This window comes from Bacillus sp. RCC_6_1 (assembly GCF_041360755.1).
In the GTDB taxonomy this organism is placed as follows: Bacteria; Bacillota; Bacilli; order Bacillales; family Bacillaceae_G; genus Bacillus_A; species Bacillus_A cereus.
Genome location: NZ_JBFUPV010000002.1, coordinates 313,690 through 338,500 on the forward strand (window position 1 = coordinate 313,690; position 24,811 = coordinate 338,500).

Here is a 24,811-nt window from a genome sequence, read left to right on the forward strand (position 1 = left end):
GGGTGAATATAAATGAGTAAAAAAGTGAAAAAAGATCATTCAAGATCGGGCCTAGGTTCTCCAGAAGTTGAAGGACAAGGAACGACGACACATGAAACAGGTTCTCATAAAGTATCTTCATCAAATAAGAAGCAGAAACGAAGCTAACATAACAAAGGAGAGTCTTAAGGGCTCTCCTTTGTTATGTGTTACATCTTATTATCGTTAATTTCTTTTGTAATCTTATTTATGTCTTTGTCTAATCGATCTAAATAGAAAAACCACAGTAAACTTATGAACACGTAATAGATGGCCATCACGCCAAGATTATCATATATATTTTCGAATGTGGATTTAGTAGTGAAAAAAGCTCCCCAAATGATAGAAATAGTGAGGTAAGAAAGTGGGCCTACGAGGTGTACGAAAGCATATAGTACCTTTTTAACTTTTACAGCGTTCATATGAAAAACCTCCTTTTTCTAATCATACATTCAAGTTCTTCACAGAAGTGTTGTAGTTTTGCTGGATTATGTATTAACAAGCGTGCATCGTGTTTCCCGATAAATCTTCGAATCCGAAAGTTTAATAAGAAAGATCGACCATAACGCTCTATTAAATCGTTGAACGCTGGTTGTTCACTTAGTAGCTGAATGTTTTCTCTAATTTCGAACTGTCTTTCGTGTGGATCGCCTAGTAAAATATTTAGAATCATTTGTAGAAGTAGCAATGTAGATCTCCTCCTATGTTAGAATAATCTGTATATTATAATTATAACAAAACTATAAGGACAATAGTAGGATGAAACAAAAAACAGGAGTTTGTAGGCTCCTGTTTTTGTCGATACTATTTTAATAAGCGAAGCGCCTTCTCCGTATTAGCGAAATGCAGTTTCACAAACTCGGGTAATCGTTCTTTACCAAGCTTTTGAATTAATTTAGCAGCAGCGATATCAACTTGTTTACCAGCACCTTTCGGAAGTGGCATACCAGCTTTTTTACTTAGTTCGTCAAACTGTTTTACGAATGAGTAGCGAGCTAAAATAGAAGCAGCGGCTACTGCTAAATGGACGCTTTCACCTTTCGTAGCGAAATAAACATTTTCACGCTGTACCTGTTTTTGTTTTGCTAAATATTTGTAGTATGTATCAGGTTGTGTGAATTGGTCGATTAAGACGCCTTCAGGTTTTGTAGGTGCCATTTTAGCTAATAAGTTTGTAATAGCTTTATTATGTAGTAAAGCTTTTAGCTTACCTTGGTTGTTTCCTTTATCAAATAGCTCGTTATATTTTTCGTTATGAAGGACAAGAGAGCTATAAGGAACAACGTGTAGAAGTTGTTTCGCAATGGCAGTAATTTGATCGTCATTTAAGTTTTTAGAGTCTTTTACACCAAGTTCTTTTAGTAGTGGAATTTGCTTCGCATCCACATATACAGCAACGACTGTCATTGGTCCGAAGAAATCACCAGTACCAACTTCATCAGACCCTACAATAGACATTGTACTGATGGAAGCAGGCGGCGCATAACGGTGTGAATCGACAGATTTTTTTACAGCTGTTTTTGGTGTTTGAGAGACAGTTTGCCAACGAGAAGCTTCTGCTTCAGCGCGGCCTCCTTGGAACATTACTTTTCCAGATTTATACGCTGTAATCGTGCAAGATGGCACCTTTGCCATGAAGATTCCGCCTTGTGGAATTTTCGGGCTAAGTGAATGTTTATATTGTTGTTTCATGTCTTCAATTACTGTAGAATTTGTTTGAATTACGATAGAATTTGACATAATGGTCGCCCCTTTTTTTATATTGTTATTTTTATCATATCGGATTGTTCTTTCTGTTTCCATATTATGAAGGTTCATGGTATGATAAACTTTAGGATTCTGTACGTGATTGGAGGCCGGTGAGTTGTCACAACAAAAGGGAAAGAAAAGTCGAATTAATGTAGAAATCTATGGTCAGCAATATTCAGTTGTTGGCGATGAAAGTACAAGTCATATCCGCATGGTAGCAGCGATTGTGGATGATAAAATGCGCGAACTCAATGCCAAGAATCCTTCGCTTGACACGAGTAGACTAGCGGTATTGACGGCGGTAAACGTCATACACGATTACATAAAATTAAAAGAAGAACATGAGAAATTGAAAGAAAGTATGACAAAAAAAGGAATGGAATAACATGATTGATATTATTATCATTTTACTGCTTGTTATGGGATTTTTCCTCGGCTTACGCAGAGGGTTTATTCTGCAACTTGTAAAGTTAACAAGCTTTATTATCGCATACCTTGTTGCATACTGGTACTGTAAAGATTTAGCGCCAGCACTTGCGAAATTTATTCCGTATCCATTTGATAAAAACGTATCTGTTCCAGAATGGATTGATGCAAATAATATTGAGACAGTATTTTATCAAGCGCTTGCGTTTATCATATTGTTTATTATTACAAAAATAGCACTTTCATTACTTGGTAATTTGTTAAATATGTTTGCAGAAATACCGGTTTTAAAGCAAGTAAATGCGTTTGCGGGGGCAATCCTCGGATTTTTAGAAGTATATATTGTTTTGTTTGTCTTAATTATCATTGGAAACATTCTTCCGATTGAACAAGTACAAACACCATTACAAAAATCATCAATTAGCAAAATAATTGTAGACGATACACCGATTCTATCTGAAAAGGTGAAGGAACTATGGCAGACAGGTAGCAGAGTATAACTTCTCTTTTTTCGGAAAGAGAAGTTTTTTTCTATGAAAGAAAGGCGGGGTAATGATGAAAGTAAATAAAAAACAAGTTATCAAATTATTAGAGACAATCGGGCTTTTTATGGAACTAAAGGGTGCGAATCCATTTAAAATATCTGCATTTCGTAAAGCGGCAGCAGCATTAGAAAGTGACGATCGTAGTCTTTCTGAGATTGAAGATTTCACAAAGATTCCGGGCATCGGAAAAGGAACAGCAGCCGTTATTCAAGAATATATAGAATCGGGAACATCTGAAGTATTACAAGAACTTGAAAAAGAAGTACCGAGTAGCTTATTGCCGTTATTAAAACTACCAGGTCTTGGTGGTAAAAAGGTGGCTAAGTTATATAAAGAGCTAGGCGTTATTGATATGGAGACGTTAAAAGCTGCTTGTGAGGAAAATAAAGTACAAGCTTTAGCTGGTTTCGGTAAGAAGACAGAAGAGAAAATATTAGAAGCAATCGATCAAGTAGGCTCTCGTCCAGAGCGTTTACCAATTGCGATGGTATTGCCTATTGCCGGGGAAATAGAGGAGAAATTGTCGAATATTGCTGAAGTAATTCGTTTCTCTCGCGCTGGTAGTTTGCGCCGTGTTCGTGAAACAGTGAAAGATTTAGATTTTATCATTGCAACGACAGAACCAGCAGCGGTACGTGAGCATTTACTACAATTCGATAATATGATTGAGGTAATCGCAAGTGGGGATACGAAAGTTTCTGTTCGTCTTCAATATGAATATGATATTTCAATCGATTTCCGCTTAGTAAAACCAGAAGAGTTTATTACAACACTTCACCATTTCACAGGATCAAAAGACCATAACGTAAAAATGCGTCAAATCGCAAAAGATAAAGGCGAGAAAATTAGTGAGTACGGTGTAGAGAACTTAGAAACAGGTGAAGTGAAAACATTTGAGACTGAAGAAGACTTCTTTGCTCATTTCGGTCTACCATTTATTCCGCCAGAAGTGCGTGAAGATGGAAAAGAAATTGAATTAATTAAAGAGTATCCGAACTTAATTCAGTTTTCCGATATACAAGGTGATTTACATATGCATACAACTTGGAGTGACGGTGCTTTTTCTATTGAAGAAATGGTACAAGCGTGCCGTGCTCGTGGATATAAGTTTATGGCGATTACTGATCACTCGCAATACTTAAAAGTAGCGAATGGTTTAACGAAAGAGCGTCTTCGTGAGCAAGCGAAAGAAATTGAACGTATGAATGAAAAGTATCCAGACATTACAATTTTACGCGGAATTGAAATGGACATTTTACCAGATGCCTCGCTTGATTTTGATGATGAAGTATTAGAAGAATTAGACTATGTCATTGGAGCGATTCACTCTAGCTTCTCACAAGACCGTGAAACGATCATGAAGCGTCTGCGTACTGCACTTGAGAATAAACATGTCACAATGATTGCTCATCCGACAGGACGTCTTCTCGGGCGCCGTGAGGGTTATGATGTAGATACAGATTTATTAATTGAACTCGCAAAAGAGACAAATACAGTTTTAGAATTAAATGCGAATCCGAACCGTCTAGATTTAAGCGCGAAATTATTAAAACAAGCACAAGATGCTGGTGTAAAAGTAGCGATTAATACAGATGCTCATACACTTGAAATGTTAGAAGATATGGAAACAGGTGTAGCAGCAGCACGTAAAGGTTGGATTCAAAAAGATAACGTGATTAACACATGGGATATTGAACGTTTATTAGACTATATTAAACGTAATAAGTAACGCAAGGGGGACCTGCAACATGTTAGAAAGAACGTTGCGTGTATTAGAATACAATAAAGTAAAAGAACAATTACTTGAACATACAGCCTCTTCACTTGGCCGTGACAAAGTGAAGCATTTAGTGCCGAGCACTGATTTTGAAGAAATTGTAGAAATGCAAGATACAACGGATGAAGCAGCGAAAGTTATTCGTTTAAAAGGTAGTGCACCATTAGGTGGTATTACGGATATTCGCTCAAATGTGAAGCGTGCAAAAATTGGGAGTATGTTAAGTCCAAATGAATTACTTGATATTGCGAATACGATGTATGGTAGTCGTAATATGAAACGTTTCATTGAAGATATGGCTGATAACGGTGTCGAGCTTCCGATTTTAGAAACTCACGTCGCTCAAATTGTATCTTTATATGATTTAGAAAAGAAAATTACAAATTGTATCGGTGACGGCGGTGAAGTAGTCGATAGCGCAAGTGATAAACTGCGTGGTATTCGTACTCAAATTCGTACTGCGGAAAGCCGTATTCGTGAAAAATTAGAAAATATGACGCGCTCTTCAAATGCGCAAAAGATGCTGTCTGACTCGATTGTAACGATTCGTAACGAACGTTACGTAATCCCAGTAAAACAAGAATACCGCGGCGTATATGGTGGTATTGTTCACGATCAATCAGCTTCTGGACAAACGTTATTTATTGAACCGCAAGTCATTGTAGAATTAAATAACGCACTGCAAGAAGCTCGTGTGAAAGAGAAACAAGAAGTCGAACGCATCTTATTGATGTTAACAGAAGAAGTGGCAGTAGAAGCCGATATCGTTTTATCAAACGTAGAAGTAGTTGCGAATCTTGATTTCATTTTTGCGAAAGCTTTTTATGCAAAGCGAATTAAAGCAACGAAACCAATCGTAAATAACGAGCGTTATATGGATTTAAGACAAGCTCGCCATCCGCTAATCGATCCAGAAATTATTGTGCCAAATAACATTATGTTAGGTAAAGATTTCACGACAATTGTTATTACAGGACCGAATACAGGTGGTAAAACAGTTACGCTGAAAACAGTTGGTATTTGTGTTTTAATGGCGCAATCTGGTCTTCACATTCCAGTAATGGATGAGTCAGAGATTTGTGTGTTTAAAAATATATTTGCTGATATCGGTGATGAGCAATCGATTGAACAAAGTTTAAGTACGTTCTCCTCACATATGGTGAACATCGTTGATATTTTAGAAAAAGCTGATTTTGAAAGCTTAGTTTTATTCGATGAATTAGGTGCTGGAACAGACCCACAAGAAGGGGCTGCACTAGCAATTTCGATTTTAGATGAAGTATGTAATCGCGGTGCTCGCGTTGTTGCAACGACGCATTATCCAGAATTAAAAGCATACGGATATAACCGTGAGCAAGTTATTAATGCGAGTGTTGAGTTTGATGTAAATACATTAAGTCCAACTTATAAATTATTAATCGGTGTACCAGGACGTAGTAATGCCTTTGAAATTTCGAAACGTCTTGGATTATCTGATCGCGTTATTGACCAAGCACGCAACCACATTAGTACAGATACGAATAAAATTGAAAATATGATTGCGAAGTTAGAAGAAAGCCAGAAGAACGCAGAGCGTGACTGGAACGAAGCAGAAGCACTTCGCAAACAATCTGAAAAACTTCATCGTGAATTACAACGTCAAATCATTGAATTTAACGAAGATCGCGATGAACGATTATTAAAAGCGCAAAAAGAAGGGGAAGAAAAAGTCGAAGCTGCAAAGAAAGAAGCAGAAGGCATTATTCAAGAACTTCGTCAATTGCGTAAAGCACAGCTTGCAAACGTGAAAGATCACGAGTTAATTGAAGCGAAGAGCCGTCTAGAAGGCGCAGCACCAGAGCTTGTTAAGAAACAAAAAGTAAACGTGAAAAACACTGCGCCGAAGCAACAGTTACGTGCAGGTGATGAAGTAAAAGTATTAACGTTCGGTCAAAAAGGTCAATTACTTGAAAAAGTAAGCGATACTGAGTGGAGCGTACAAATCGGTATTCTGAAGATGAAAGTAAAAGAATCTAACATGGAATACATTAACACACCGAAGCAAACAGAGAAAAAAGCAGTTGCAACGGTAAAAGGTAGAGACTATCACGTTTCATTAGAACTTGACCTTCGTGGTGAACGATTTGAAAATGCAATGGCGCGCGTTGAGAAATACTTAGACGATGCCCAGCTTGCAAGCTATCCTCGCGTATCAATTATTCACGGTAAGGGGACAGGAGCACTTCGCCAAGGTGTACAAGATTACTTGAAGAAGCATCGCGGTGTAAAAACCTTCCGTTACGGCGACATGGGCGAGGGAGGCCTAGGCGTAACAGTTGTCGAATTAAAATAGAAAACAACGAAACAAAGGGGAAACCATTATATGTTTATGGACAAACTTGCAAAAGTATTGTTAGCTTGTTGCGGAATATTTTTGGTGATTGGGGTTATTTATTTAGTTGTTTTTGCGAAGTGAAAAAGCGTCAATCGTGGCAGAATTATATTGCCATAGATTGACGCTTTTAATATATGTGAAAAGGAATAGAACATGAAAATCAACCAATACATAAGCGAAGCAAAATCATGCTCCAGACGTGAAACAGATCGCCTCATTAAAGCTGGACGCGTGGCTATTAATGGTGAAATATGTACGCACGGTGAACTTGTGAGCGATGGTGATGTTGTAACGATTGATGGGCAAGTTATTGTAAAAGAAGAGAAAGAAAAGGTGTACATAGCCTTTCATAAACCAGTCGGAATTACTTGTACAGCAGCTGATCATATTGAAGATAATATTATTGATTATATCAATTATCCAGAGCGAATCTTTCCAGTTGGACGATTAGATAAAGCATCGGAAGGACTTATCTTATTAACGAATGACGGCGGCATTGCGAATCGAATTTTACATGGTAATCATGAGCACGAGAAGGAATATGTTGTCACAGTCGATAAACCTTTTACGGACTGGTTTATTAATGAGATGTCCAGCGGTGTAAAGATTAAAGATGGAATGACGAAGCCGTGCAAAGTGACAAGAGTCGATCAATCAACATTTCGTATCGTTTTAACGCAAGGAATGAACAGGCAAATTCGTAGAATGAGTCGTGCTTTCGGATTTACTGTAATAAAGCTAAAGCGAGTACGCATTATGAATATAGAGCTAAATGAGCTTGAAGTTGGAAAGTGGCGGAGCGTTACAGCTGAAGAGTTAGAAATTTTAATAGGGCAGTTATAGGGAGGAAAAATTTTCTCCCTATATTTTTTTGTCAGAAAAAATAAAACTATTGATTTTTTAAAAAATAGCCCATATAATAAAAAACAACAAGTTTCGACAAGATATTTTATAAAAGTAATGATGAGGACATGAGTTGTATTTTACGATTCTCAGAGAGGGAAGCCTTAGGCTGTGAGCTTCCTAATACGAAAAGACAAGCTTACCACCTCTAAACTTCAAGAGTGAACTGCATACATGATGCATTGTAATTCTTGGCGGATAAAACCGTTATCAATTTACACGAGCTATAAAATGAGCTTATTTCGTTATGAATTCATTTTATTAGAATAAGGGTGGAACCACGATTTCAACACTCGTCCCTTTGTTAGGGACGGGTGTTTTTTGCGTTCTTTTACGGGGAAGTATGCTTGAAAGAGGATATGTGACGGATTTTAATTCAGAATATTTTGTTAATTTATTATTTTAGGAGGTTAGTAGAAATGAAATCATCTTTAAAGTTTTCGGAGATGTTTGCAATAAGTTTAATGTTATTTGCACTGTTTTTTGGTGCAGGTAATATGATTTTTCCACCAGCGTTAGGGCAAGGTGCTGGAACGGACGTATGGATCGCGCTGTTTGGTTTTATCGTAACAGGCGTTGGACTACCTTTATTAGGAGTAATTGTTATAGCTTTAAAGGGAGATATTAATGAGCTAGCAGGACGTGTACATCCTATATTCGCACTTGTTTTTATCACTGCAATTTATTTATGTTTAGGCGTATTCGTAAGTGTGCCGCGTACAGGAACAGTAGCTTATGAGATGAGTGTTGCACCGTTTTTACCAAGTGAGATAGCTGGTCAGTCATATCCACTTGTTATCTTTACACTTATTTTCTTTGCAGTCACTTTCTATTTAGCTTTAAATCCTTCGAAATTAGTGGGTCGTATTGGTAAGGTGCTAACTCCAATATTATTAGCTGTTATTGCAATTATCGTAGGTAAAGCACTTATTACACCAATTGGAGAATTTGGTGCACCGACAGAAGCGTATAGTGCTCCTCTCTTTAAAGGATTTATTGATGGATATTTAACTTTAGATGGACTTGCAGCACTGGTATTCGGAAATGTTGTAATTCATGCGTTAAAAGAAAAAGGAATTACAAATAAAAACAGTATTGCAAAAGTAACAATCTTTGCAGGATTTATTGCAGCGCTTGGTCTACTACTTGTGTATTTAGCACTTGCTTATCTTGGAGCTTCTAGTGTGTCACTTGGAATGGGCGCAAACGGAGGAATTATTTTAACAAATGTCGTGAATCATTTATTTGGTAGCTACGGAACTTTATTACTAGGGATCGCAATTACAGCAGCATGTTTAACAACTTCTGTAGGTATTGTTGCAGCTTGTGGTGATTACTTCTCTTCCTTATTACCAAAGCTTTCTTATCAAAAAGTCGTTTTCATTTTCTGTGTATTAGCATTTATGGTAGCAAACCTTGGGTTAACTCAGTTAAATGCATTAGCGTTACCAATCTTAATCGCAATTTATCCAATTGGAATCGTACTTATCGTATTATCACTTGTTGAAAACTATGTTCGTCTTCCATTAGCGATGTATGTGGGCGGGATTGTAGGAGCATTTGCAATAAGTTTCTTTGATGGATTACACAATGCAAACCTTCAAATTGCAGCGCTAGCACCTATTTTAGATAAGATTCCATTATATAGTGTAGGAATTGGTTGGTTAGTTCCAGGCATAATCGGTATAGGATTTGGTTATATAGTTTCTAAGTTTCAAAAGCAGGAAATTGCTGTAGAAAAATAGAGAAAAGAGGCTTTCTATAATAGAAAGTCTCTTTTTTTGTAAAAAAAGCCGCATATAGAGAAATTTAGATATTAAAAATTTTATACGTAATATAGTTGACAAAAAATTTATGAGTAGGCTAAGATTGACTTAGTTGTGGAAATATTGGAAGGGAAGTGAGGGAAAAGGGGTTTCTATAACTATAGTGTTGTTATGGGAAGAGGTGAAAGAAGAGGAGAAGAGATAGTTTATTTTTTTGATTTGCATTGAGAATGATAATCAATAAATACGTTGTATCATTTTTTCTCAGTTTCTATGCCTTCGTATAAGGAATAGGGTGAGATATTATTTTTAATATTAAATGAGAATGATAATCAATAATACTTATGTTACATAAAAGAATGCTAATTAAATAATAGGTAGAAGAGATTATTTTTTTTCTTATAAATTGAGAATAATTATCATTTTCAAAAAGTGAAATGAAAGATAACCAAGGAGGAAACAAGAAAAATGAAAAAGGTTTCTGTATTACCCGCTTTTATTATAACGTTCGTATGTATGTTAGCTTTTCTTGTAATGCCATACGGGAATGCATCAGCAAAACTAGCTGATGGTACTTACGATATTAATTACGTAATTCAAAAAGCGGAAAATGATTCAGCTTCAATGGCAAATGACTATTTTGAAAAGCCAGCAAAATTAATAGTGAAAAACGGTGAGATGAGAGTACAAGTTCCGATGAATCATAGTGCTTGGATTACAGAATTTAAAGCACCAGAGAACGGGAATTTTGTTGATGCGAAAGTTGTTAGTAAAGATGAATCGGCAGATAAAAGAACAGTAGAGTTTAAAGTAGATGATTTATCCAAACCGGCAGCTGTAAAAATTCATGTTGTTGTACCAAATGCAAACTATGACCACCACTACACAATTCGTTTTGCATTTGATGCAAATGTAAAAGCTGTAGGTGGCGATAACGGCGTAGCTGCTACAACAAAAAATAATGATCAAGCGAAAACAGATACACAAGTAAAAGAAGAGAAAACAAAAGTAGAGAGTAAGGAAACAGCTAAAGAAGTGAACAAAGAAACAAAAAATGAAAATGGAAAAGCTGAAAAAACAGATAACCCAAAAACAGGCGATGAAGCACGTATTGGATTATTTGTAGCGTTAATTCTTATTTCAGGTGCTTTCTTAATTCGTAAAGTGAAGTTGAGTAAATAAATCTTTTGAAGGGTGATGAATATATGTTTAAACAATTTAAAATGATTATTGCCGTATTTGCTGTTTTATTTACGTTTATCGCAACACTAGGTTTACAAGATGCAAAGGCTGCTACAAAACTAGCTGATGGAAAATATAATATTGCTTTTACTGTATGGAAAGGCGATAAAGATGAATCGTCTAGAATGAATAGTTATTTTGAAAGCCCAGCAACATTAACAGTTAAAAATGGAAAACAATATGTTTCATTTAAAGTGAAAGATAGTGCTTCTATTAAAAGTTTCCAAGTAGAAAAAGATGGTCAATTTGTAGAAACAAACGTGTTAAGTGAAAACAAAAAAGATAATACTAGAGTAGTAGAATTTGAAGTTGCTGACTTGTCAAAAAAACTAAATGGAAAGGTGAAAATTAATATTCCAATTATTAATTATAATGCTTCATATGATATTCGCTTTGTATTTGATGGGAGCAGTATTAAATAATTTTCAAAAGGGAGAGTCGTTCCATTGAACAGGTATACAAAAATTATTGTTGCTATGTTTTTAATGATATTTACATTCGTATCAACATTACAACCACTTGCAGTTCAAGCAGCTACCAAGTTGGCTGACGGTGAATATTCAATTGGGTTCAAAGTTTTAAAAGATACATCAGATGAAGAATCGATGATGAATCAATATTCAGTAAGCCCAGGGACTTTAAAAGTGAAGGATGGGAAAAAGAAAGTATCCTTTACATTAACGAATAGTTCATGGATTACGAAGTTTGAAACAGAAAAAGCAGGTAAGCTAGTTGCGACAAATGTAATTAGTGAAGATAAAGAAAAAGATACAAGAGTAGTAGAATTTGATGTAGAAGATGTAGAGAAGGTATTAAATGCAAAAGTAAAAGTAGATATTGATTTTTTAAATTATCATCATGAGTACGACGTTCGTATTGCATTTGATCAAAATAGTATTACACCAATTCATGTGGAACAACCAAATGAAAAAGAGGACCCAGCTAATAAGCCAGATCCAAATGAAAAACCGGATCCAAGTCAGAAGCCCGACCAAAAGCCTGACCCAGATCAACAACCAAATTCTAACACAATTACAGATGGTGCGTACAGCATTCCATTTAAAGTGTTAAAAGATCAAACAGATGAAGAATCTAAGATGAATACTTACATGGTAAATCCAGGAGTATTAAAAGTAGAAAACGGTAAGAAAAAAGCAATTGTAACATTAAAAAGTAGCTCATTAATTAAAAATTTTCAAACGGAAAAAGATGGCACATTTGTTGATGCAAAAGTAGTAAGTGAGGATACGGAAAAAGATACAAGAGTAGTAGAGTTTGAAGTAAACGATTTATCTAAAAAACTAAATACAAAAGTATTTATCGAAATGGCATCAAGAAATTATAAGCAAACGCATGATGTACAACTTTTATTTGAACAAGATAAACTTGAACAAATTAAAAATGAAGAGAAACAACCAGAAGTAGAAAAACCAGAAGCAGAAAAACCAGAAGTAGAAAAACCAGAAGCAGAAAAACCAGAAGTAGAAAAACCAGAAGCAGAAAAACCAGAAGCAGAAAAACCGGAAGTAGAAAAACCGGAAGTAGAAAAACCAGAAGCAGAAAAACCGGAAGTAGAAAAACCAGAAGTAGAAAAACCAGATGAAAATAAAAAACCAGATGCTGAAACAATTAAAGATGGTGAATACAGCATCAATTTCAAAGCATTAAAAGATCAAACAGACGAAATTTCAATGATGAACACATATACAAAAAGTCCAGGTGTGCTAAAAGTAAAAGATGGTAAGAAGTATGTATCATTTACGTTAACGAACAGTTCTTGGATTACAAAATTTGAATTTGAGAAAAATGGTTCGTTTGTTGATGCACATGTAATAAGTGAAGATAAAAAAGCTGATACACGCGTAGTGGAAGTAGAAGTACCAGATTTATCAAAAAAGTTAAATGCAAAAGTAAAAGTAGATATCGATTCAATGAATTATCACCATTTTTACGATATTCAATTTGCATTTGATAAAGGTAGCATTAAGCCGTTAGATAGCCAAGGCGGAAACAACAACCAAGGCGGAAACAACAACCAAGGCGGAAACGACAACCAAGGCGGAAACGACAACCAAGGCGGAAACGACAACCAAGGCGGAAACGACAACCAAGGCGGAAACGACAACCAAGGTGGAAACAACAACCAAGATGAAAATAATAAACCGAGAGTAATAGTTGATCCGGAAAATTTAGTAGATGGCCAATATGATATTACATTTAAAGTATTAAAAGATAAAACAGATGAGATTTCAAAGATGAATGACTATGTTGTAAATCCAGCGAAATTAATCGTAAAAGATGGTAAAAAATATATTGAGATGACGCTGAAAAATAGTGCTTGGATTACGAAATTCCAAGCGGAAAACAATGAACTATTCGCTGATGCGAAAGTAGTAAGCGAAGATAAAAATGCAAATACGCGAGTAGTACAGTTTGAAGTAGAAGATCTATTTAAAAAATTAAACGCAAAAGTAAAGGTAGACATCGATGAGATGAACTACCATCATTTCTACGATGTACAAATTCAATTTGATACAAATAATATCGGCGCGTTAGGAACTATTAAAGAGGAACCGAAAAATGAACCGAAAAATCCAGTGACTACACCGAAAGTAGATAATGTAAAAACAGTAGGTACTCCTGATTTTAACCGAAATGCAGATGGTCAGAAGAAAAAAGAAGATACAAAAAATGATTCAAAAAAAGAGAAAAACTCAAAAACTGCAGATACAGCACAACTTGGTTTATACATGGTGTTACTGCTAGGTTCACTTGCTTTACTAGTTCGTAAATATAGAGCAGGTAGATTGTAATTTTTGGAGTCTTGATGCATGTTCGCGTGCATCAAGACTTGTTTCATATTGTATGGAAAGGAGTGGTGATTGAGAGTGAAGAAAATTGCAAGTGTACTAATGGCTATCATTTTGTTAATGGGTATAGCCGGGTGCTCATCACCAAAAAAAGAATCAGCAAAGCAGGTAAAGAGTGAAAGTAAAGAGCACGTTGTTGCAACAACAGTGGCTGTTACTGAAATTATGGATGCGTTAGAAGTAGATTTAGTCGGCGTTCCAACAAGTTCTAAAACTTTACCGAAGCGATATAAAGGTTTACCTGAAGTTGGGAATCCAATGAGTCCAGATATGGAAAAGGTAAAGTCATTAAAGCCTTCAGAAGTGTTATCTGTGACAACACTTGAATATGAATTAAAGCCAGTTTTTGATGGTGTGGGTATGAAAGCAAACTTTTTAGATTTAACGAGTTTGAAAAATATGCAAAGTTCTATTAGCGATTTAGGTAAGAAATATGGGCGTGAAAAACAGGCCGAAGCAGTAGTAACTAAATTAGATAAAAAGGTTGCTAGCATTCAAAAAGAAGTAAAAGGAAAGAAAGAACCGACAGTGCTTATTTTATTAGGTGTGCCGGGAAGTTATTTAGTAGCAACAGAGCATTCTTATATTGGAGATTTAGTGAAACAACTAGGTGGTAAAAATATTGTGCAAGGTGAACAAGTAGAATATTTAGCTTCTAATACAGAGTATTTAAAGAAAGCTGATCCAGATATTATTTTACGAGCAGCTCATGGTATGCCTGATGAAGTTGTAAAAATGTTTGATAAAGAATTTAAAACAAATGATATTTGGAAACACTTTGCTGCGGTTAAAAATAACCGTGTTTACGATTTAGAAGAGCGTTTATTTGGAACGACAGGTAATTTAGCAGCAATTGAAGCATTAGATGAATTGAAAAAAATGATGTATCCGTGATGCATTTTAATATAAAGGAAGAGTAGAATGAATAAAAAAACTTGGAGTTTCCTCATTGTTACTGCATTGCTTATTGTTATGACATCATTGTCAGCGATGAAAGGTAGTTTAGAAGTAGGTATTGTTGAACTTGTACAAGGGATATTTACAGGTGGAAATGAAGATGTTGAAGTCATTAAAGATTTACGTTTTCCGCGTATTATTATTGCGTTGTTCACTGGAGCGGCTCTCGCTGTTTCAGGTGTGCTTTTTCAAGCTGTTATGAAAAATCCACTCGCTGATGCTGGGGTAATCGGTATATCTTCAGGAGCAAGTTTTATGACACTCGTTATTATTACGTTGTTCCCGCAATTCTTTTTCTGGACACCCGTATTCGCCTTTTTAGGTGGTGCGCTTGCATGTTATCTCGTTTATTCGTTTTCATGGAAATCAGGATTAAGCCCGCTTCGCATTATTTTAATTGGTATTGCCATTAATGCAATGTTTACTGGATTAAATGAATCATTCGTTACGATTTGTGGATATTTTATTAAGAGTATTAAGCAAACGACGACTTCTAACATAACAATGAAGACGTGGGGCGATGTAGAAATAATGGTGACTTATGGAACGATTGGTCTTATTCTTGCTCTGTTCGTAGGAGCTTGGTGTAACTTATTATCGCTACAAGATAAGACTGCGAAAAACTTAGGCTTGCACGTGACGAGAGTTCGTCTTATTATTTCTGCCATTGCAGTACTCTTAGCGGCAGTATCAACAGCGATTGCAGGTGTTATTGCTTTTGTAGGATTACTAGTTCCGCATATTTCAAGACAATTAGTCGGTTCAGACCATAAAGTATTAATTCCATTTTCTGCTCTTGCAGGGGCGTTATTAATTTTGACGGCAGATACGATTGGAAGGTTAATTGTGCCACCTAACGAAATTCCAGCAGCAACAATTATGGCGGTTATTGGTGGTCCATTCTTAATATTCTTGCTTGGAAAGAGTGATAAAGTTCATGGAAATTAAAAATGTAACCTTTTCATACGATAACGTAACAAATCGATTAAAGTATGTTAGTAGTGAAATAGAAATTGGGAAAATTACAACAATCATTGGACCGAATGGATGTGGGAAATCAACATTACTTAGTGTCATGTCTAGAAACCACGCTCCTAGCAGTGGAGAAGTAATACTTGATGGGAAAGCGATTAGTGAATATAAACCGAAAGAGTTTGCTAGAAAACTAGCGGTTGTCCATCAACAAAATGAGGCTCCAGCAGATATTACAGTGGAAAAGCTAATAAGCTTCGGGCGTATGCCATATAAAAATATATTCTCTCCGCAAACAGATGAAGATAGAGAAGCGATTGAGCGTGCGCTAGTATGTACGAATTTACAAAGTAAGCGTGATAAGCCAATTTATGCTTTATCTGGTGGAGAGAGGCAGCGAGTTTGGATCGCAATGACATTAGCTCAAAATACACCAATGCTCTTCTTAGATGAGCCGACCACATATTTAGATATTTACTATCAGCTAGAAATATTAGAGTTAGTGAAAGAGTTAAATGAAGTGCATGGACTAACGATTGTAATGGTATTACATGATATTAATCAAGCCATTCGTTATAGCGACCATATTATCGTTATGAAAGATGGAGAAATCATTACGAAAGGTAATCCTAATGATGTAATAACAGAAGAAATGATTAAAGCAATATATGGTGTAGATGTCATTGTAAAGCAGGATGAAGATACCGGATTGTACATGGTACCTATGGGAATCTAAAGGCTGAGCATAATCCGTTTTGAGGTGATAATTTGAATAGTAAGAAAGGACGGAAAAAGAATTCTTTTTTTCAACGCATACTTACAATTGTGTTTTTAGGAATCTTTTTCTATTCAATGTATGAGTTGGGCGGGATTTTCATGGATTATTATGAAAATCGTAAAGTAATGGCTGAGGCACAACATATTTATAAAAGAAGTCCAATGGAAGAAAAATCAGAAGATGGAGAGGTACGTAAACAGTTTCAGGATCTCCAGAAAATTAATCCAGAGATAGTCGGATGGATTACGATGGATGATACACAAATTAATTATCCAATCGTTCAAGCAAAAGATAATGATTACTATTTATTTCGTAATTATAAAGGTGAAGATATGAGAGCGGGAAGCATTTTTATGGACCATCGTAATGATGTGAAATCTCAAAATCGAAATACGATTTTATATGGCCATCGTATGAAAGACGGTTCTATGTTTGGTAGTTTAAAAAAGATGTTGGATGAAGACTTTTTTATGTCTCATCGTAAATTATATTACGATACATTATTTGAAGGATACGACGTGGAAGTTTTTTCAGTATACACGACAACAACGGACTTTTATTACATTGAAACGGATTTTGAAAATGATGCAGCATATACATCGTTCTTAAAGGAGATTCAAGGAAAATCACTGTACAAAACGGATACGGAATTGACGGCTAATGATGAAATCGTAACACTTTCTACTTGTGACTATGCGCTTGATCCAGAGGCTGGAAGGCTAGTTGTACACGCAAAATTAATAAAAAGAAATTAAAGAAAAAAGTATAGAATATGAGAAGTGATAGATAACGCTTCTCATATTCTATACTTTAAAAAAGGACTGTTTTTACTGTGCTGCAGCCATTGGCATACGTACAACTTGTACATCATAGTAAGCAATTTTATTATCAAGAATATATTCTGGCATTCCGCCTTGGTGTGAGTGAGCATCTTTAAATGCAGCGCTCTTTGTCCAACCTTGGAAATCTTCTTTTGCATTCCAGCGAGTGCTAATTGTTACTTCATCATAATCAACTGTATTTTGCGTTAAAAGAACTTCTAGACCTAAAAAGCCTGGCATCGTTTCAACTTTACCTACTTTATTAAAACGCTCAATTAATTTATGTCCATTTCCCTTTGTAATTTTAGCTGTATTTGTAACGATAATCATGTTTATTCCTCCTATAAATATAGCCTTTATTTTCGAGAACTCATATACATTAAATGATAATGAAAATCATTATCATTGTCAATGCTAAATGTGAAATATAAAAGTTTTTTATATTATATTGGACAGTAAGATTTCCAGTTCAAAATGTAGTAAATATGTGGCAGTTAAGCGAGAGAATGAGCGAGTTGTACTAGCAAAGCAATAATATGGTATAGTGAAACGAGGCTGTTTTTTCAGTCTCGTTTTTTAAATGCTTCCTGTAGAGAAAGCATGCAAATGGAAAGGAAGTTATTATATGCGATCAGAAGTAACTGTAAAAATAAAACCGAAATTTATAAAAGAAATTAAAAGTGGATATCCGCTTATTTTAAAAGATGCGATTCAAAATTTAAATGATGTTCGTGAAGAAGGAACAATCATTAAAGTAGTAGATGAGAAGAACCAATTTATCGGAAAAGGCTATTATGGAAAACAAAATAAAGGGTACGGCTGGATTTTAACGAGAAAAGAGAGTGAACAAATTAATCAATCTTTCTTTGAAAGTAAAATCAAATCTGCCTTACATAAACGAAAGCAATTTTACAAATCAAGTGATACGACAGCATTCCGTGTGGTGAATGGTGAAGGTGATGGTCTTGGAGGACTAATTATCGATTATTATGATGGCTATTATGTAGTAAGTTGGTATAGTGAAGGGATTTATACTTTCAGAGATGAGATTATAGCCGCTCTTCAAAAAGTAGCAAACTTTAAAGGTATTTATGAGAAAAAGCGTTTTGATACGAAAGGGAAATATATTGAGGGGGATGATTTCGTAGCAGGAGAGCGCGGCGAGTTCCCACTTATCGTAAAAGAGAACGGTGTAAACTTTGCGGTTTATTTAAATGATGGGGCAATGGTTGGGGTATTTTTAGATCAACGTAACGTTCGAAAACAAATTCGTGATAAATATGCAAAAGGAAGAACAGTGTTAAATATGTTCTCTTATACAGGTGCTTTCTCTGTATTTGCAGCTCTTGGCGGAGCGAGTAAAACGACGAGTGTTGACCTTGCAAATCGTAGTTTAAGTAAAACGATTGAGCAGTTTAGTGTAAATGAAGTTGATTATGAAGCGCAAGATATTATTGTAGAAGATGTATTTCTTTACTTCAAATATGCAGCGAAGAAAAAAATGAAATTTGATATGGTCGTACTTGATCCTCCAAGCTTTGCACGCTCAAAAAAATATACATTTAGTGCAGCAAAAGATTATAAAAATTTATTAAAAGAAACAATTGCTATTACAGAAAATAACGGTATTATCGTTGCTTCTACAAACTGTAGCGCATTCGATATGAAAAAGTTTAAAGGCTTTATCGATACAGCCTTTAAAGAAATGAATGGCAAATATAAAATATTAGAAGAACATTCTTTACCAGAAGATTTCCGTACCATTGATCAATTTAAAGAAGGAGACTACTTAAAAGTAGTTTTCATCGAGAAAATTAAAGGTTAATAAAGAAAAGGAGCTCGAGTTTACTTGAGCTCCTTTTCTTATTGAACGATATTTTGTACTCTACCGACTTGCCCGTCCTGCAATCGCACTTTAATGCCATGCGGATGGGAAGGGGAGTTTGTTAAAATATCTTTTACAATTCCACGTGTTAATTTGCCTGTTCGTTGATCTTGTTTTAATACAATATCAACTTCAAGACCGGGGGCGATATTAGAACGTTTTTGTCCGTTCATTTATACACCTGTACGTCTACGTTGGTTGTTTGTTTTTTTTGTTTGTTGGTTTTGTAATTTTTTTGTTTCTTGGCTTTGATTTTTTGCATTTTGACCATTTCCATTTCCTTGCTTTTTCTTAGCAAGTTGTTCACGCATTAAATCAGCTAAGCTTACTTTTTTGTTTTCTGACATGATAAGTCTCCTTTATATAAAGTTAATTATGAACAATCGTAGTGAATTTCATCATATCATTGTTAAGGAAGGAAGGGAAGTTGGTTTGAAAATTCATATAATTGTTTCCAGTCTGTAGTAGTTACGATACAATTGGATTGTTAACGTTTGTAAAAAGGGGATAGACATATGTCACATCATATTTTATTAGTTGAAGATGATATCTCAATTCAAGAGATGGTGGAAAAGTATTTAATAAAGGAAGGCTTTCAAGTTACGATTGCGTCTGATGGAGAAGAAGGCGTGAACACATATTTAAAAGGTTCATTTGATTTGATTATCCTTGACATTATGATGCCAAAGCTAGATGGCTTAGAGGTTGTACGAATCATTCGAGAAAAAAGTGCAGTTCCGATTTTAATGATGTCGGCAAAAGATACAGATGTTGATAAAGCTGTTGGATTAGGACTTGGAGCAGATGATTACATTTGTAAGCCGTTTTCTATGATTGAATTGGCTGCACGTGTAAAAGCAGGTATTCGGAGGTCTACGAAATACTCGGCTACAGAAACAATAGAAAAAATGATTCAAATTGGTGATTTAACAATTGATCCAATTAATTTTACTGTAGAAAAAAACGGGAAGCCTCTCAAACTTACTTTAAAAGAATTTGAGATTTTAAAGCTATTCGTAAAGAACCAAAATCGTGTATTTACGAAAGCGCAAATATATACGTTAGTTTGGAATGAAGAGTATTACGGTGACGATAACGTTATTAATGTTCATATGAGAAGATTGCGTGAGAAAATCGAAAGTGATCCATCTAATCCAGAATATATTAAAACGCTATGGGGCATCGGCTATAAGCTGGAAGTGATGTAATATGATCAATTTGTTAATAGGTATTATTTTTATATTGTTATGTGTTATTTATATGCAATATAAAATGAGAAAAAATAGTAGTAAAAATTTACGATACACATATGAAAAGTTAGAAAGTATTGTAAATGAAAAAACAGGTGAGACGTTACTCGTTATGACAGATGATCTAGAATTGCAAAAATTATTAGTGGCGATTAATCAATTATTAGATGCAAAACAGAAAACGAATGCAGATCATGCAAAAGTAGAAATTTCGATGAGAAAAATGCTTTCAAATATTTCGCATGACTTGAAAACACCACTAACAGTTATTCTTGGATATACAGAAATGTTAAATAAGGATAAAACGATAAATAAAGAAGAACAACAAATATTACTTGAGAAAGTGCATACGAAAACACTAGAAGTGATGGAATTAATTCATAAGTTTTTTGATTTAGCGAAATTAGAATCTGGTGACAAAGCAATTGAAATGACAAAAATAAATATGAATGAAGTTTGCCGCGAGAAGATTTTATCATTTTATGATTTAGTGACGTCGAAAGGTTTTCAAGTTCATATTGATATACCAGAAAGAAATATATATGCACTTGGAAATGTAGAAGTATTAGGTAGGGTATTGAATAATTTAATATCAAATGCAATTACATATGGAGACGATGGAAAGGCACTCGGTATGACGTTAAGAGATGATGACACGGGCGTGTATATAGATGTATGGGATAAAGGAAAAGGGATTGATGAATCTCATATTGATAAAGTGTTTGAGCGTATGTACACACTTGAAGATTCAAGAAATAGATTGTACCAAGGAAGCGGTCTAGGATTAACGATTACGAAACGGCTTGTGGAAGCGATGGACGGAAAAATTCATCTTTCTAGTAAACCGTATGAAAAAACAATTTTTACAATTGCATTAACAAAGATACAGTTTTAGCTTGTAGAGCAGTAGATTCTACAAGCTTTTTTTCAGCGTAAGGAATTTGTAAGAAACGGGTAAGAAAAAAGAGATTTCCGTTGTCTATTATAGAAATATAGAGTATTGCGAAAGGGGAAAGTAACATGACATATATATTAAAAATAAACCAGTTAACGAAAGTGTTTAAAGGGAAAGAAGTTATTTCCGGTGTTAACATGCATGTGAAAAAAGGAGAAATTTACGGTTTTTTAGGACCAAACGGTGCTGGTAAAACAACGATTATGAAAATGATTACAAATTTAATAAAACCGACGAGTGGTGATATTGAAATCTTCGGTGAGAAATTAACAGATACATCTTATGAAGTATTAAAAAGAATGGGGACAATTATTGAATACCCAATCTTTTATGATAAATTAACGGCGAAAGAAAACTTAGACCTACATTGTGAATACATGGGCTACTACGATAAAAATGCAATTGACCATGCTTTACATTTAGTGAAACTACAAGGGGTAGATAATAAAAAAGTAAAAGATTTTTCATTAGGAATGAAACAACGACTCGGTATTGCAAGAGCAATCGTGACAAAGCCAGAATTGCTCATTTTAGATGAACCAATTAACGGTTTAGATCCAATTGGTATTAAAGAGTTACGAGACTTATTTAAAATGCTCTGCAAAGAATATGGCATTACATTATTAGTTTCTAGTCATATTTTAGGTGAAATGGAACTAATGGCCGATACAATTGGTGTGATTCAAAATGGAAAACTAATAAAAGAAGTTTCAATGAAGAGTATTAACGGAAAACAAACAGAGTACATTGAAATCACTGTTCCTGATGTGAAACGTGCAGCTTATATTTTAGAAGATAAACTTGGTATAAAAAACTACAAAATAATGAGTGGAACCATGATTCGTGTGTATGATACGTTAGCGTCTCAGCAGGCCATTTCAAAAGCACTTATTATGAACGATGTGGAAATTGAAAGTATTAATAAGAAACATAGTTCCTTAGAAGAATATTTCTTAAATGTAATGGATGGAGAGGGTATTCATGCTTAATGGGTTGTGGCTGAACCTGGTAAGTGGATTGATCGTAATGTTCATAAGTGGGATTTTATATTATAGAAAACCGGAGCGGAAATGGTTATTAATTCTACTAGTGATAGGAATGTTAAGCTTTGTTACTGCTGGAATTAGAATGTTAGCAGCGTAGAGACAGTTATATAAAGAATGGAGGCGTGGTTTATATGTTTAAATTAATGAAGCTCGAATGGAAGAAACATAAATTATCTAGTTACTTTAAAAGTGTAGCAATTTGTATTATAGCAATTTTTGCTGTAGTAAGCCTTATGGCATTGGGAATGAAAGCCGAGGAAGATGTGCTCTTCTCTGATTTCACACAGAACATGGCTTTAGTAAATATTTTTATTAGGATAACATTTATTATTTTTAGTTCGGTCATTTTATCACGTTTAGTAATTGATGAGTATAAGAACAAAACGATACAACTATCATTTATGTATCCGCTGCAAAGGAAAATGCTAATGAGTGCGAAATTAACAATTGTTTTTTGTTTTTGTTTTGTGAGCACGATTATCGCGACTTTTATTATTAGTTTGCTCGTATATTTTGTGAGCCCAATAATGGGACTGATTGAAACACCTGCTACGATAGGTGAAATAATAGCTATCGTTCCAGGTACTATTATAAGTGCATTTATGATATCTGGTATAAGTTTAATTCCTTTATTTTTTGGAATGAGAAAGAAATCGACACCGACAACGATTACTTCGGCAGTAATAATTGGTATGCTGATTAGTGGTAACTTTGGTCCTGGAAACGGTCAAGTAAGTATGTTTGATTTTATAGCTATCCCAATCGTGCTCTGTTTATTAGGAATTTTCATTAGTTATCTATCGTTTCGTAAAATCGACAAGATCGATGTGGCGTGAAGCAAGCTTAAAACAAAAACGAACTGGGGTATGAATGGTGAAAAAAATAATAGTAATTGCAATATTAGTAATTACAATTGCTAGTGCGGTTTTTGGTTTTAAGGTATTTCAGGGGAAAGATTTTAAGAAAGAAAAGTCTTTTGATATAAATAATATAAAAGAAATAGAAGTAGACAATGAAAATTGGAATATTGAATTTAAAAGTACAGACGCTAATAAAATAGTAATTTCCGCTCAAGGTGAACAAGTAGATAAAGAGATAGATCCCGTCAAAATAGAAAATGACGAAAATAAAATTGTGATTAAGCAAAAACAAAAGGTGAACAAATTTTTTAATGGTTTTACGTTTAGGAAGAAAAATAGTATATGTATAGCTATTCCGAAGAAAGAAATAGATAAAATTGTAGTAAATAATAATTCGGGTGATGTGAAAATAAGCGATATAGTAGTAAAAAGTATTGTGACAAAGGGCAAATCTGGAGATGAAATGATTACAGGATTATCGGCAGAGAAGGGTGAATTCACATCCGAAAGTGGAGATTTAATGTTAAAAGGTAGTTCATTACAAGAAGTAAATATAACTTCCACTACTGGTGATAATTATGTGAAAAATGTAAAAAACGAAAACATGAACATCACTTCAACATCTGGGGAAGTATTACTAAAAGATATGACAGAAGGAAAATCATTATTTATAGAAACAAAATCAGGGGATATTGGCGTACGGTATAAAGGTGTCCCGGCATCATTGAAGCTTACGGCTAAAAGTAATTCGGCTGACGTAATAGTGGATTTAAAAGGACTTAAGAAAGATAAAAATACAGAAAAAATAAAAGTAGGAACGATTGGTGATGCAAAAAATGAAGCGAAGATTTTAAGTGAAACAGGAGTCATTTATATTGATTAAATCTTAGGAGGAAGGAGGACACTATCATGCTACATTTAATGAAGCTAGAATTGAAAAAGTTTAAGCTTGGTTGGTACGTGAAGAGAGCAATTATTGCAAATATTGTTATACTGGCATTAATGATCTTTGTGAGCATCATCGCTCAAGTAGAAGGTGATGCAGAAATAAGGAATCCAGAGACGATATTGTTAATGGCTAGCACAATAGTAAGAGCAACGTTTATTGTTTTTGGTAGTGTATTAATCGCAAGGCTAATAATTGGTGAATATAAAAATAAAACAATACTACTTATGTTTTCTTATCCTATTAATCGGAAGAAAATGATGGCTAGTAAGTTGGCTATTGCAGCAATAGTAACATTTATAACAGTTATTGTATCTAACATTTTAGTAGTAGGAGTTTTCTTTGGTATAGATAGCTATTTTTCAATTCTTCCTAATTCATTTACAGTAGATCAATTGATGCAAGAAGGAATAAAACTAGTTCCTTTAGCCATTGCAACTGCGGGGATGAGTTTAATCCCATTATATTTCGGAATGCGTAAACGTTCCGTGCCAACTACAATTGTTTCATCTCTTATCGTTGTCACAATTGCAATGAATGGCAACCCAGAGTTTTCTACAGCAACTTTTCTTCCCCTTCAACTAGCACTCGCAGCAATTGGAGTTGTGATTGCGTATTACGGAATAAAAAATATAGAGAAGGAAGATATAACTGTATGATAAGAATATGTG

General features: G+C 34.7%; 28 protein-coding genes and 1 other annotated feature. Of the genes, 22 read left to right on the plus strand and 6 right to left on the minus strand.

The genetic code is table 11. The features are described 5' to 3' along the window. Positions 1-12 precede the first annotated feature (12 nt). Positions 13-147, plus strand: coding sequence for a YuzL family protein (locus AB6801_RS07695; RefSeq protein WP_000039590.1), 135 nt, complete (start codon positions 13-15; stop codon positions 145-147). Positions 148-188: 41 nt separating this feature from the next. Here AB6801_RS07695 and AB6801_RS07700 read toward each other — a convergent pair whose 3' ends face one another. From AB6801_RS07700 to rnhC, 3 genes are all read right to left on the minus strand, one after another. Then, positions 189-440 carry a hypothetical protein gene (locus AB6801_RS07700; protein WP_097999523.1) on the minus strand — a complete coding sequence of 84 codons (252 nt, stop codon included), beginning with the start codon at positions 438-440 and terminating at the stop codon, positions 189-191. Continuing rightward, positions 437-706: a hypothetical protein gene (locus AB6801_RS07705; protein WP_000925537.1), complete on the minus strand. Its 270-nt coding sequence runs from the start codon at positions 704-706 to the stop codon at positions 437-439. The genes AB6801_RS07700 and AB6801_RS07705 overlap by 4 nt, the downstream gene beginning before the upstream one ends. Positions 707-822: 116 nt before the next feature. Then, the gene (rnhC, locus tag AB6801_RS07710) at positions 823-1,758 is read right to left on the minus strand and encodes a ribonuclease HIII (protein WP_000071574.1); all 936 of its coding nucleotides are present in this window, start codon (positions 1,756-1,758) and stop codon (positions 823-825) included. 124 nt (positions 1,759-1,882) lie between these two features. Here rnhC and zapA point away from each other — a divergent pair, with 124 nt between their 5' ends. From zapA to srtB, 13 genes are all read left to right on the plus strand, one after another. Further along, positions 1,883-2,152 (plus strand): cell division protein ZapA, encoded by a 270-nt coding sequence (gene zapA, locus AB6801_RS07715; protein ID WP_000082701.1) that lies wholly within the window; start codon positions 1,883-1,885, stop codon positions 2,150-2,152. A gap of 1 nt (position 2,153) precedes the next feature. Beyond that, positions 2,154-2,693 carry a CvpA family protein gene (locus AB6801_RS07720; protein ID WP_000565412.1) on the plus strand — a complete coding sequence of 180 codons (540 nt, stop codon included), beginning with the start codon at positions 2,154-2,156 and terminating at the stop codon, positions 2,691-2,693. Positions 2,694-2,748: 55 nt separating this feature from the next. Further along, positions 2,749-4,467: a DNA polymerase/3'-5' exonuclease PolX gene (gene polX, locus AB6801_RS07725; protein ID WP_000867517.1), complete on the plus strand. Its 1,719-nt coding sequence runs from the start codon at positions 2,749-2,751 to the stop codon at positions 4,465-4,467. A gap of 19 nt (positions 4,468-4,486) precedes the next feature. Next, entirely contained in the window at positions 4,487-6,847 is a 2,361-nt protein-coding gene (locus tag AB6801_RS07730) for an endonuclease MutS2 (protein ID WP_000893716.1), read from the plus strand. 195 nt (positions 6,848-7,042) lie between these two features. Then, entirely contained in the window at positions 7,043-7,732 is a 690-nt protein-coding gene (locus AB6801_RS07735; RefSeq protein WP_097999522.1) for a 23S rRNA pseudouridine(2604) synthase RluF, read from the plus strand. A 108-nt stretch (positions 7,733-7,840) separates the two neighbouring features. Then, positions 7,841-8,096 (plus strand) — a binding site (T-box leader). 115 nt (positions 8,097-8,211) lie between these two features. Then, positions 8,212-9,537, plus strand: coding sequence for a branched-chain amino acid transport system II carrier protein BrnQ6 (gene brnQ6 / locus AB6801_RS07740; protein WP_000842650.1), 1,326 nt, complete (start codon positions 8,212-8,214; stop codon positions 9,535-9,537). Positions 9,538-10,026: 489 nt separating this feature from the next. Beyond that, the gene (gene isdC, locus AB6801_RS07745; protein ID WP_000757952.1) at positions 10,027-10,740 is read left to right on the plus strand and encodes a heme uptake protein IsdC; all 714 of its coding nucleotides are present in this window, start codon (positions 10,027-10,029) and stop codon (positions 10,738-10,740) included. A 23-nt stretch (positions 10,741-10,763) separates the two neighbouring features. Continuing rightward, positions 10,764-11,222 (plus strand): NEAT domain-containing protein, encoded by a 459-nt coding sequence (locus tag AB6801_RS07750; protein ID WP_000476163.1) that lies wholly within the window; start codon positions 10,764-10,766, stop codon positions 11,220-11,222. 24 nt (positions 11,223-11,246) lie between these two features. After that, positions 11,247-13,613, plus strand: coding sequence for an NEAT domain-containing protein (locus tag AB6801_RS07755; RefSeq protein ID WP_370941048.1), 2,367 nt, complete (start codon positions 11,247-11,249; stop codon positions 13,611-13,613). 69 nt (positions 13,614-13,682) lie between these two features. Next, positions 13,683-14,564 (plus strand): heme ABC transporter substrate-binding protein IsdE, encoded by an 882-nt coding sequence (gene isdE / locus AB6801_RS07760; protein WP_002101379.1) that lies wholly within the window; start codon positions 13,683-13,685, stop codon positions 14,562-14,564. Positions 14,565-14,591: 27 nt separating this feature from the next. Then, positions 14,592-15,575 (plus strand): FecCD family ABC transporter permease, encoded by a 984-nt coding sequence (locus AB6801_RS07765; RefSeq protein WP_001036847.1) that lies wholly within the window; start codon positions 14,592-14,594, stop codon positions 15,573-15,575. Then, the gene (locus AB6801_RS07770) at positions 15,565-16,335 is read left to right on the plus strand and encodes an ABC transporter ATP-binding protein (RefSeq protein WP_098340794.1); all 771 of its coding nucleotides are present in this window, start codon (positions 15,565-15,567) and stop codon (positions 16,333-16,335) included. Before AB6801_RS07765 ends, AB6801_RS07770 begins: the two co-directional genes overlap by 11 nt. A 32-nt stretch (positions 16,336-16,367) precedes the next feature. Beyond that, positions 16,368-17,132 carry a class B sortase gene (srtB, locus tag AB6801_RS07775; protein ID WP_001086123.1) on the plus strand — a complete coding sequence of 255 codons (765 nt, stop codon included), beginning with the start codon at positions 16,368-16,370 and terminating at the stop codon, positions 17,130-17,132. Between the two features lie 72 nt (positions 17,133-17,204). On the opposite strand, the gene isdG is transcribed toward srtB, so the two are convergent. Beyond that, positions 17,205-17,528 carry a heme oxygenase gene (gene isdG, locus AB6801_RS07780; protein ID WP_000587819.1) on the minus strand — a complete coding sequence of 108 codons (324 nt, stop codon included), beginning with the start codon at positions 17,526-17,528 and terminating at the stop codon, positions 17,205-17,207. A gap of 295 nt (positions 17,529-17,823) precedes the next feature. Between isdG and AB6801_RS07785 the strand changes: the two genes are divergently transcribed. Then, positions 17,824-19,023 carry a class I SAM-dependent rRNA methyltransferase gene (locus AB6801_RS07785; protein ID WP_001255971.1) on the plus strand — a complete coding sequence of 400 codons (1,200 nt, stop codon included), beginning with the start codon at positions 17,824-17,826 and terminating at the stop codon, positions 19,021-19,023. Between the two features lie 38 nt (positions 19,024-19,061). On the opposite strand, the gene AB6801_RS07790 is transcribed toward AB6801_RS07785, so the two are convergent. Further along, on the minus strand, positions 19,062-19,256 hold the full coding sequence (locus tag AB6801_RS07790) for a YwbE family protein (RefSeq protein ID WP_001014310.1): 195 nt from the start codon (positions 19,254-19,256) through the stop codon (positions 19,062-19,064). Then, complete coding sequence (locus tag AB6801_RS07795) at positions 19,257-19,430, minus strand: hypothetical protein (RefSeq protein ID WP_001293578.1); 174 nt, start codon at positions 19,428-19,430, stop codon at positions 19,257-19,259. Positions 19,431-19,598: 168 nt separating this feature from the next. On the opposite strand from AB6801_RS07795, the gene AB6801_RS07800 reads away from it, so the two are divergent. From AB6801_RS07800 to AB6801_RS07830, 7 genes are all read left to right on the plus strand, one after another. After that, positions 19,599-20,291, plus strand: coding sequence for a response regulator transcription factor (locus AB6801_RS07800; RefSeq protein ID WP_000018029.1), 693 nt, complete (start codon positions 19,599-19,601; stop codon positions 20,289-20,291). 1 nt (position 20,292) lies between these two features. Further along, positions 20,293-21,228, plus strand: coding sequence for a HAMP domain-containing histidine kinase (locus AB6801_RS07805; RefSeq protein WP_000609139.1), 936 nt, complete (start codon positions 20,293-20,295; stop codon positions 21,226-21,228). 125 nt (positions 21,229-21,353) lie between these two features. Next, positions 21,354-22,277, plus strand: a complete 924-nt coding sequence (locus tag AB6801_RS07810; RefSeq protein ID WP_000221057.1) for an ABC transporter ATP-binding protein — start codon at positions 21,354-21,356, stop codon at positions 22,275-22,277. Next, positions 22,270-22,431 (plus strand): hypothetical protein, encoded by a 162-nt coding sequence (locus tag AB6801_RS07815; RefSeq protein WP_000931819.1) that lies wholly within the window; start codon positions 22,270-22,272, stop codon positions 22,429-22,431. Before AB6801_RS07810 ends, AB6801_RS07815 begins: the two co-directional genes overlap by 8 nt. A 34-nt stretch (positions 22,432-22,465) precedes the next feature. Further along, positions 22,466-23,170, plus strand: coding sequence for an ABC transporter permease (locus AB6801_RS07820; RefSeq protein WP_097998800.1), 705 nt, complete (start codon positions 22,466-22,468; stop codon positions 23,168-23,170). Between the two features lie 34 nt (positions 23,171-23,204). After that, positions 23,205-24,077, plus strand: a complete 873-nt coding sequence (locus AB6801_RS07825; protein ID WP_000239301.1) for a DUF4097 family beta strand repeat-containing protein — start codon at positions 23,205-23,207, stop codon at positions 24,075-24,077. A 26-nt stretch (positions 24,078-24,103) separates the two neighbouring features. After that, positions 24,104-24,799, plus strand: a complete 696-nt coding sequence (locus AB6801_RS07830; protein ID WP_000902924.1) for an ABC transporter permease — start codon at positions 24,104-24,106, stop codon at positions 24,797-24,799. Positions 24,800-24,811 lie beyond the last annotated feature (12 nt).

What these genes read in the sequence shown, in the direction of transcription:
- AB6801_RS07695 (WP_000039590.1), top strand. Translation starts at nt 13, where the DNA reads ATGAGTAAAAAAGTGAAAAAAGATCATTCAAGATCGGGCCTAGGTTCT.
- AB6801_RS07700 (WP_097999523.1), bottom strand. Translation starts at nt 440, where the DNA reads ATGAACGCTGTAAAAGTTAAAAAGGTACTATATGCTTTCGTACACCTC.
- rnhC (WP_000071574.1), bottom strand. Translation starts at nt 1,758, where the DNA reads ATGTCAAATTCTATCGTAATTCAAACAAATTCTACAGTAATTGAAGAC.
- AB6801_RS07720 (WP_000565412.1), top strand. Translation starts at nt 2,154, where the DNA reads ATGATTGATATTATTATCATTTTACTGCTTGTTATGGGATTTTTCCTC.
- polX (WP_000867517.1), top strand. Translation starts at nt 2,749, where the DNA reads ATGAAAGTAAATAAAAAACAAGTTATCAAATTATTAGAGACAATCGGG.
- AB6801_RS07730 (WP_000893716.1), top strand. Translation starts at nt 4,487, where the DNA reads ATGTTAGAAAGAACGTTGCGTGTATTAGAATACAATAAAGTAAAAGAA.
- AB6801_RS07735 (WP_097999522.1), top strand. Translation starts at nt 7,043, where the DNA reads ATGAAAATCAACCAATACATAAGCGAAGCAAAATCATGCTCCAGACGT.
- brnQ6 (WP_000842650.1), top strand. Translation starts at nt 8,212, where the DNA reads ATGAAATCATCTTTAAAGTTTTCGGAGATGTTTGCAATAAGTTTAATG.
- isdC (WP_000757952.1), top strand. Translation starts at nt 10,027, where the DNA reads ATGAAAAAGGTTTCTGTATTACCCGCTTTTATTATAACGTTCGTATGT.
- AB6801_RS07750 (WP_000476163.1), top strand. Translation starts at nt 10,764, where the DNA reads ATGTTTAAACAATTTAAAATGATTATTGCCGTATTTGCTGTTTTATTT.
- AB6801_RS07765 (WP_001036847.1), top strand. Translation starts at nt 14,592, where the DNA reads ATGAATAAAAAAACTTGGAGTTTCCTCATTGTTACTGCATTGCTTATT.
- AB6801_RS07770 (WP_098340794.1), top strand. Translation starts at nt 15,565, where the DNA reads ATGGAAATTAAAAATGTAACCTTTTCATACGATAACGTAACAAATCGA.
- isdG (WP_000587819.1), bottom strand. Translation starts at nt 17,528, where the DNA reads ATGATTATCGTTACAAATACAGCTAAAATTACAAAGGGAAATGGACAT.
- AB6801_RS07785 (WP_001255971.1), top strand. Translation starts at nt 17,824, where the DNA reads ATGCGATCAGAAGTAACTGTAAAAATAAAACCGAAATTTATAAAAGAA.
- AB6801_RS07790 (WP_001014310.1), bottom strand. Translation starts at nt 19,256, where the DNA reads ATGAACGGACAAAAACGTTCTAATATCGCCCCCGGTCTTGAAGTTGAT.
- AB6801_RS07795 (WP_001293578.1), bottom strand. Translation starts at nt 19,430, where the DNA reads ATGTCAGAAAACAAAAAAGTAAGCTTAGCTGATTTAATGCGTGAACAA.
- AB6801_RS07800 (WP_000018029.1), top strand. Translation starts at nt 19,599, where the DNA reads ATGTCACATCATATTTTATTAGTTGAAGATGATATCTCAATTCAAGAG.
- AB6801_RS07805 (WP_000609139.1), top strand. Translation starts at nt 20,293, where the DNA reads ATGATCAATTTGTTAATAGGTATTATTTTTATATTGTTATGTGTTATT.
- AB6801_RS07810 (WP_000221057.1), top strand. Translation starts at nt 21,354, where the DNA reads ATGACATATATATTAAAAATAAACCAGTTAACGAAAGTGTTTAAAGGG.
- AB6801_RS07815 (WP_000931819.1), top strand. Translation starts at nt 22,270, where the DNA reads ATGCTTAATGGGTTGTGGCTGAACCTGGTAAGTGGATTGATCGTAATG.
- AB6801_RS07820 (WP_097998800.1), top strand. Translation starts at nt 22,466, where the DNA reads ATGTTTAAATTAATGAAGCTCGAATGGAAGAAACATAAATTATCTAGT.
- AB6801_RS07825 (WP_000239301.1), top strand. Translation starts at nt 23,205, where the DNA reads ATGGTGAAAAAAATAATAGTAATTGCAATATTAGTAATTACAATTGCT.
- AB6801_RS07830 (WP_000902924.1), top strand. Translation starts at nt 24,104, where the DNA reads ATGCTACATTTAATGAAGCTAGAATTGAAAAAGTTTAAGCTTGGTTGG.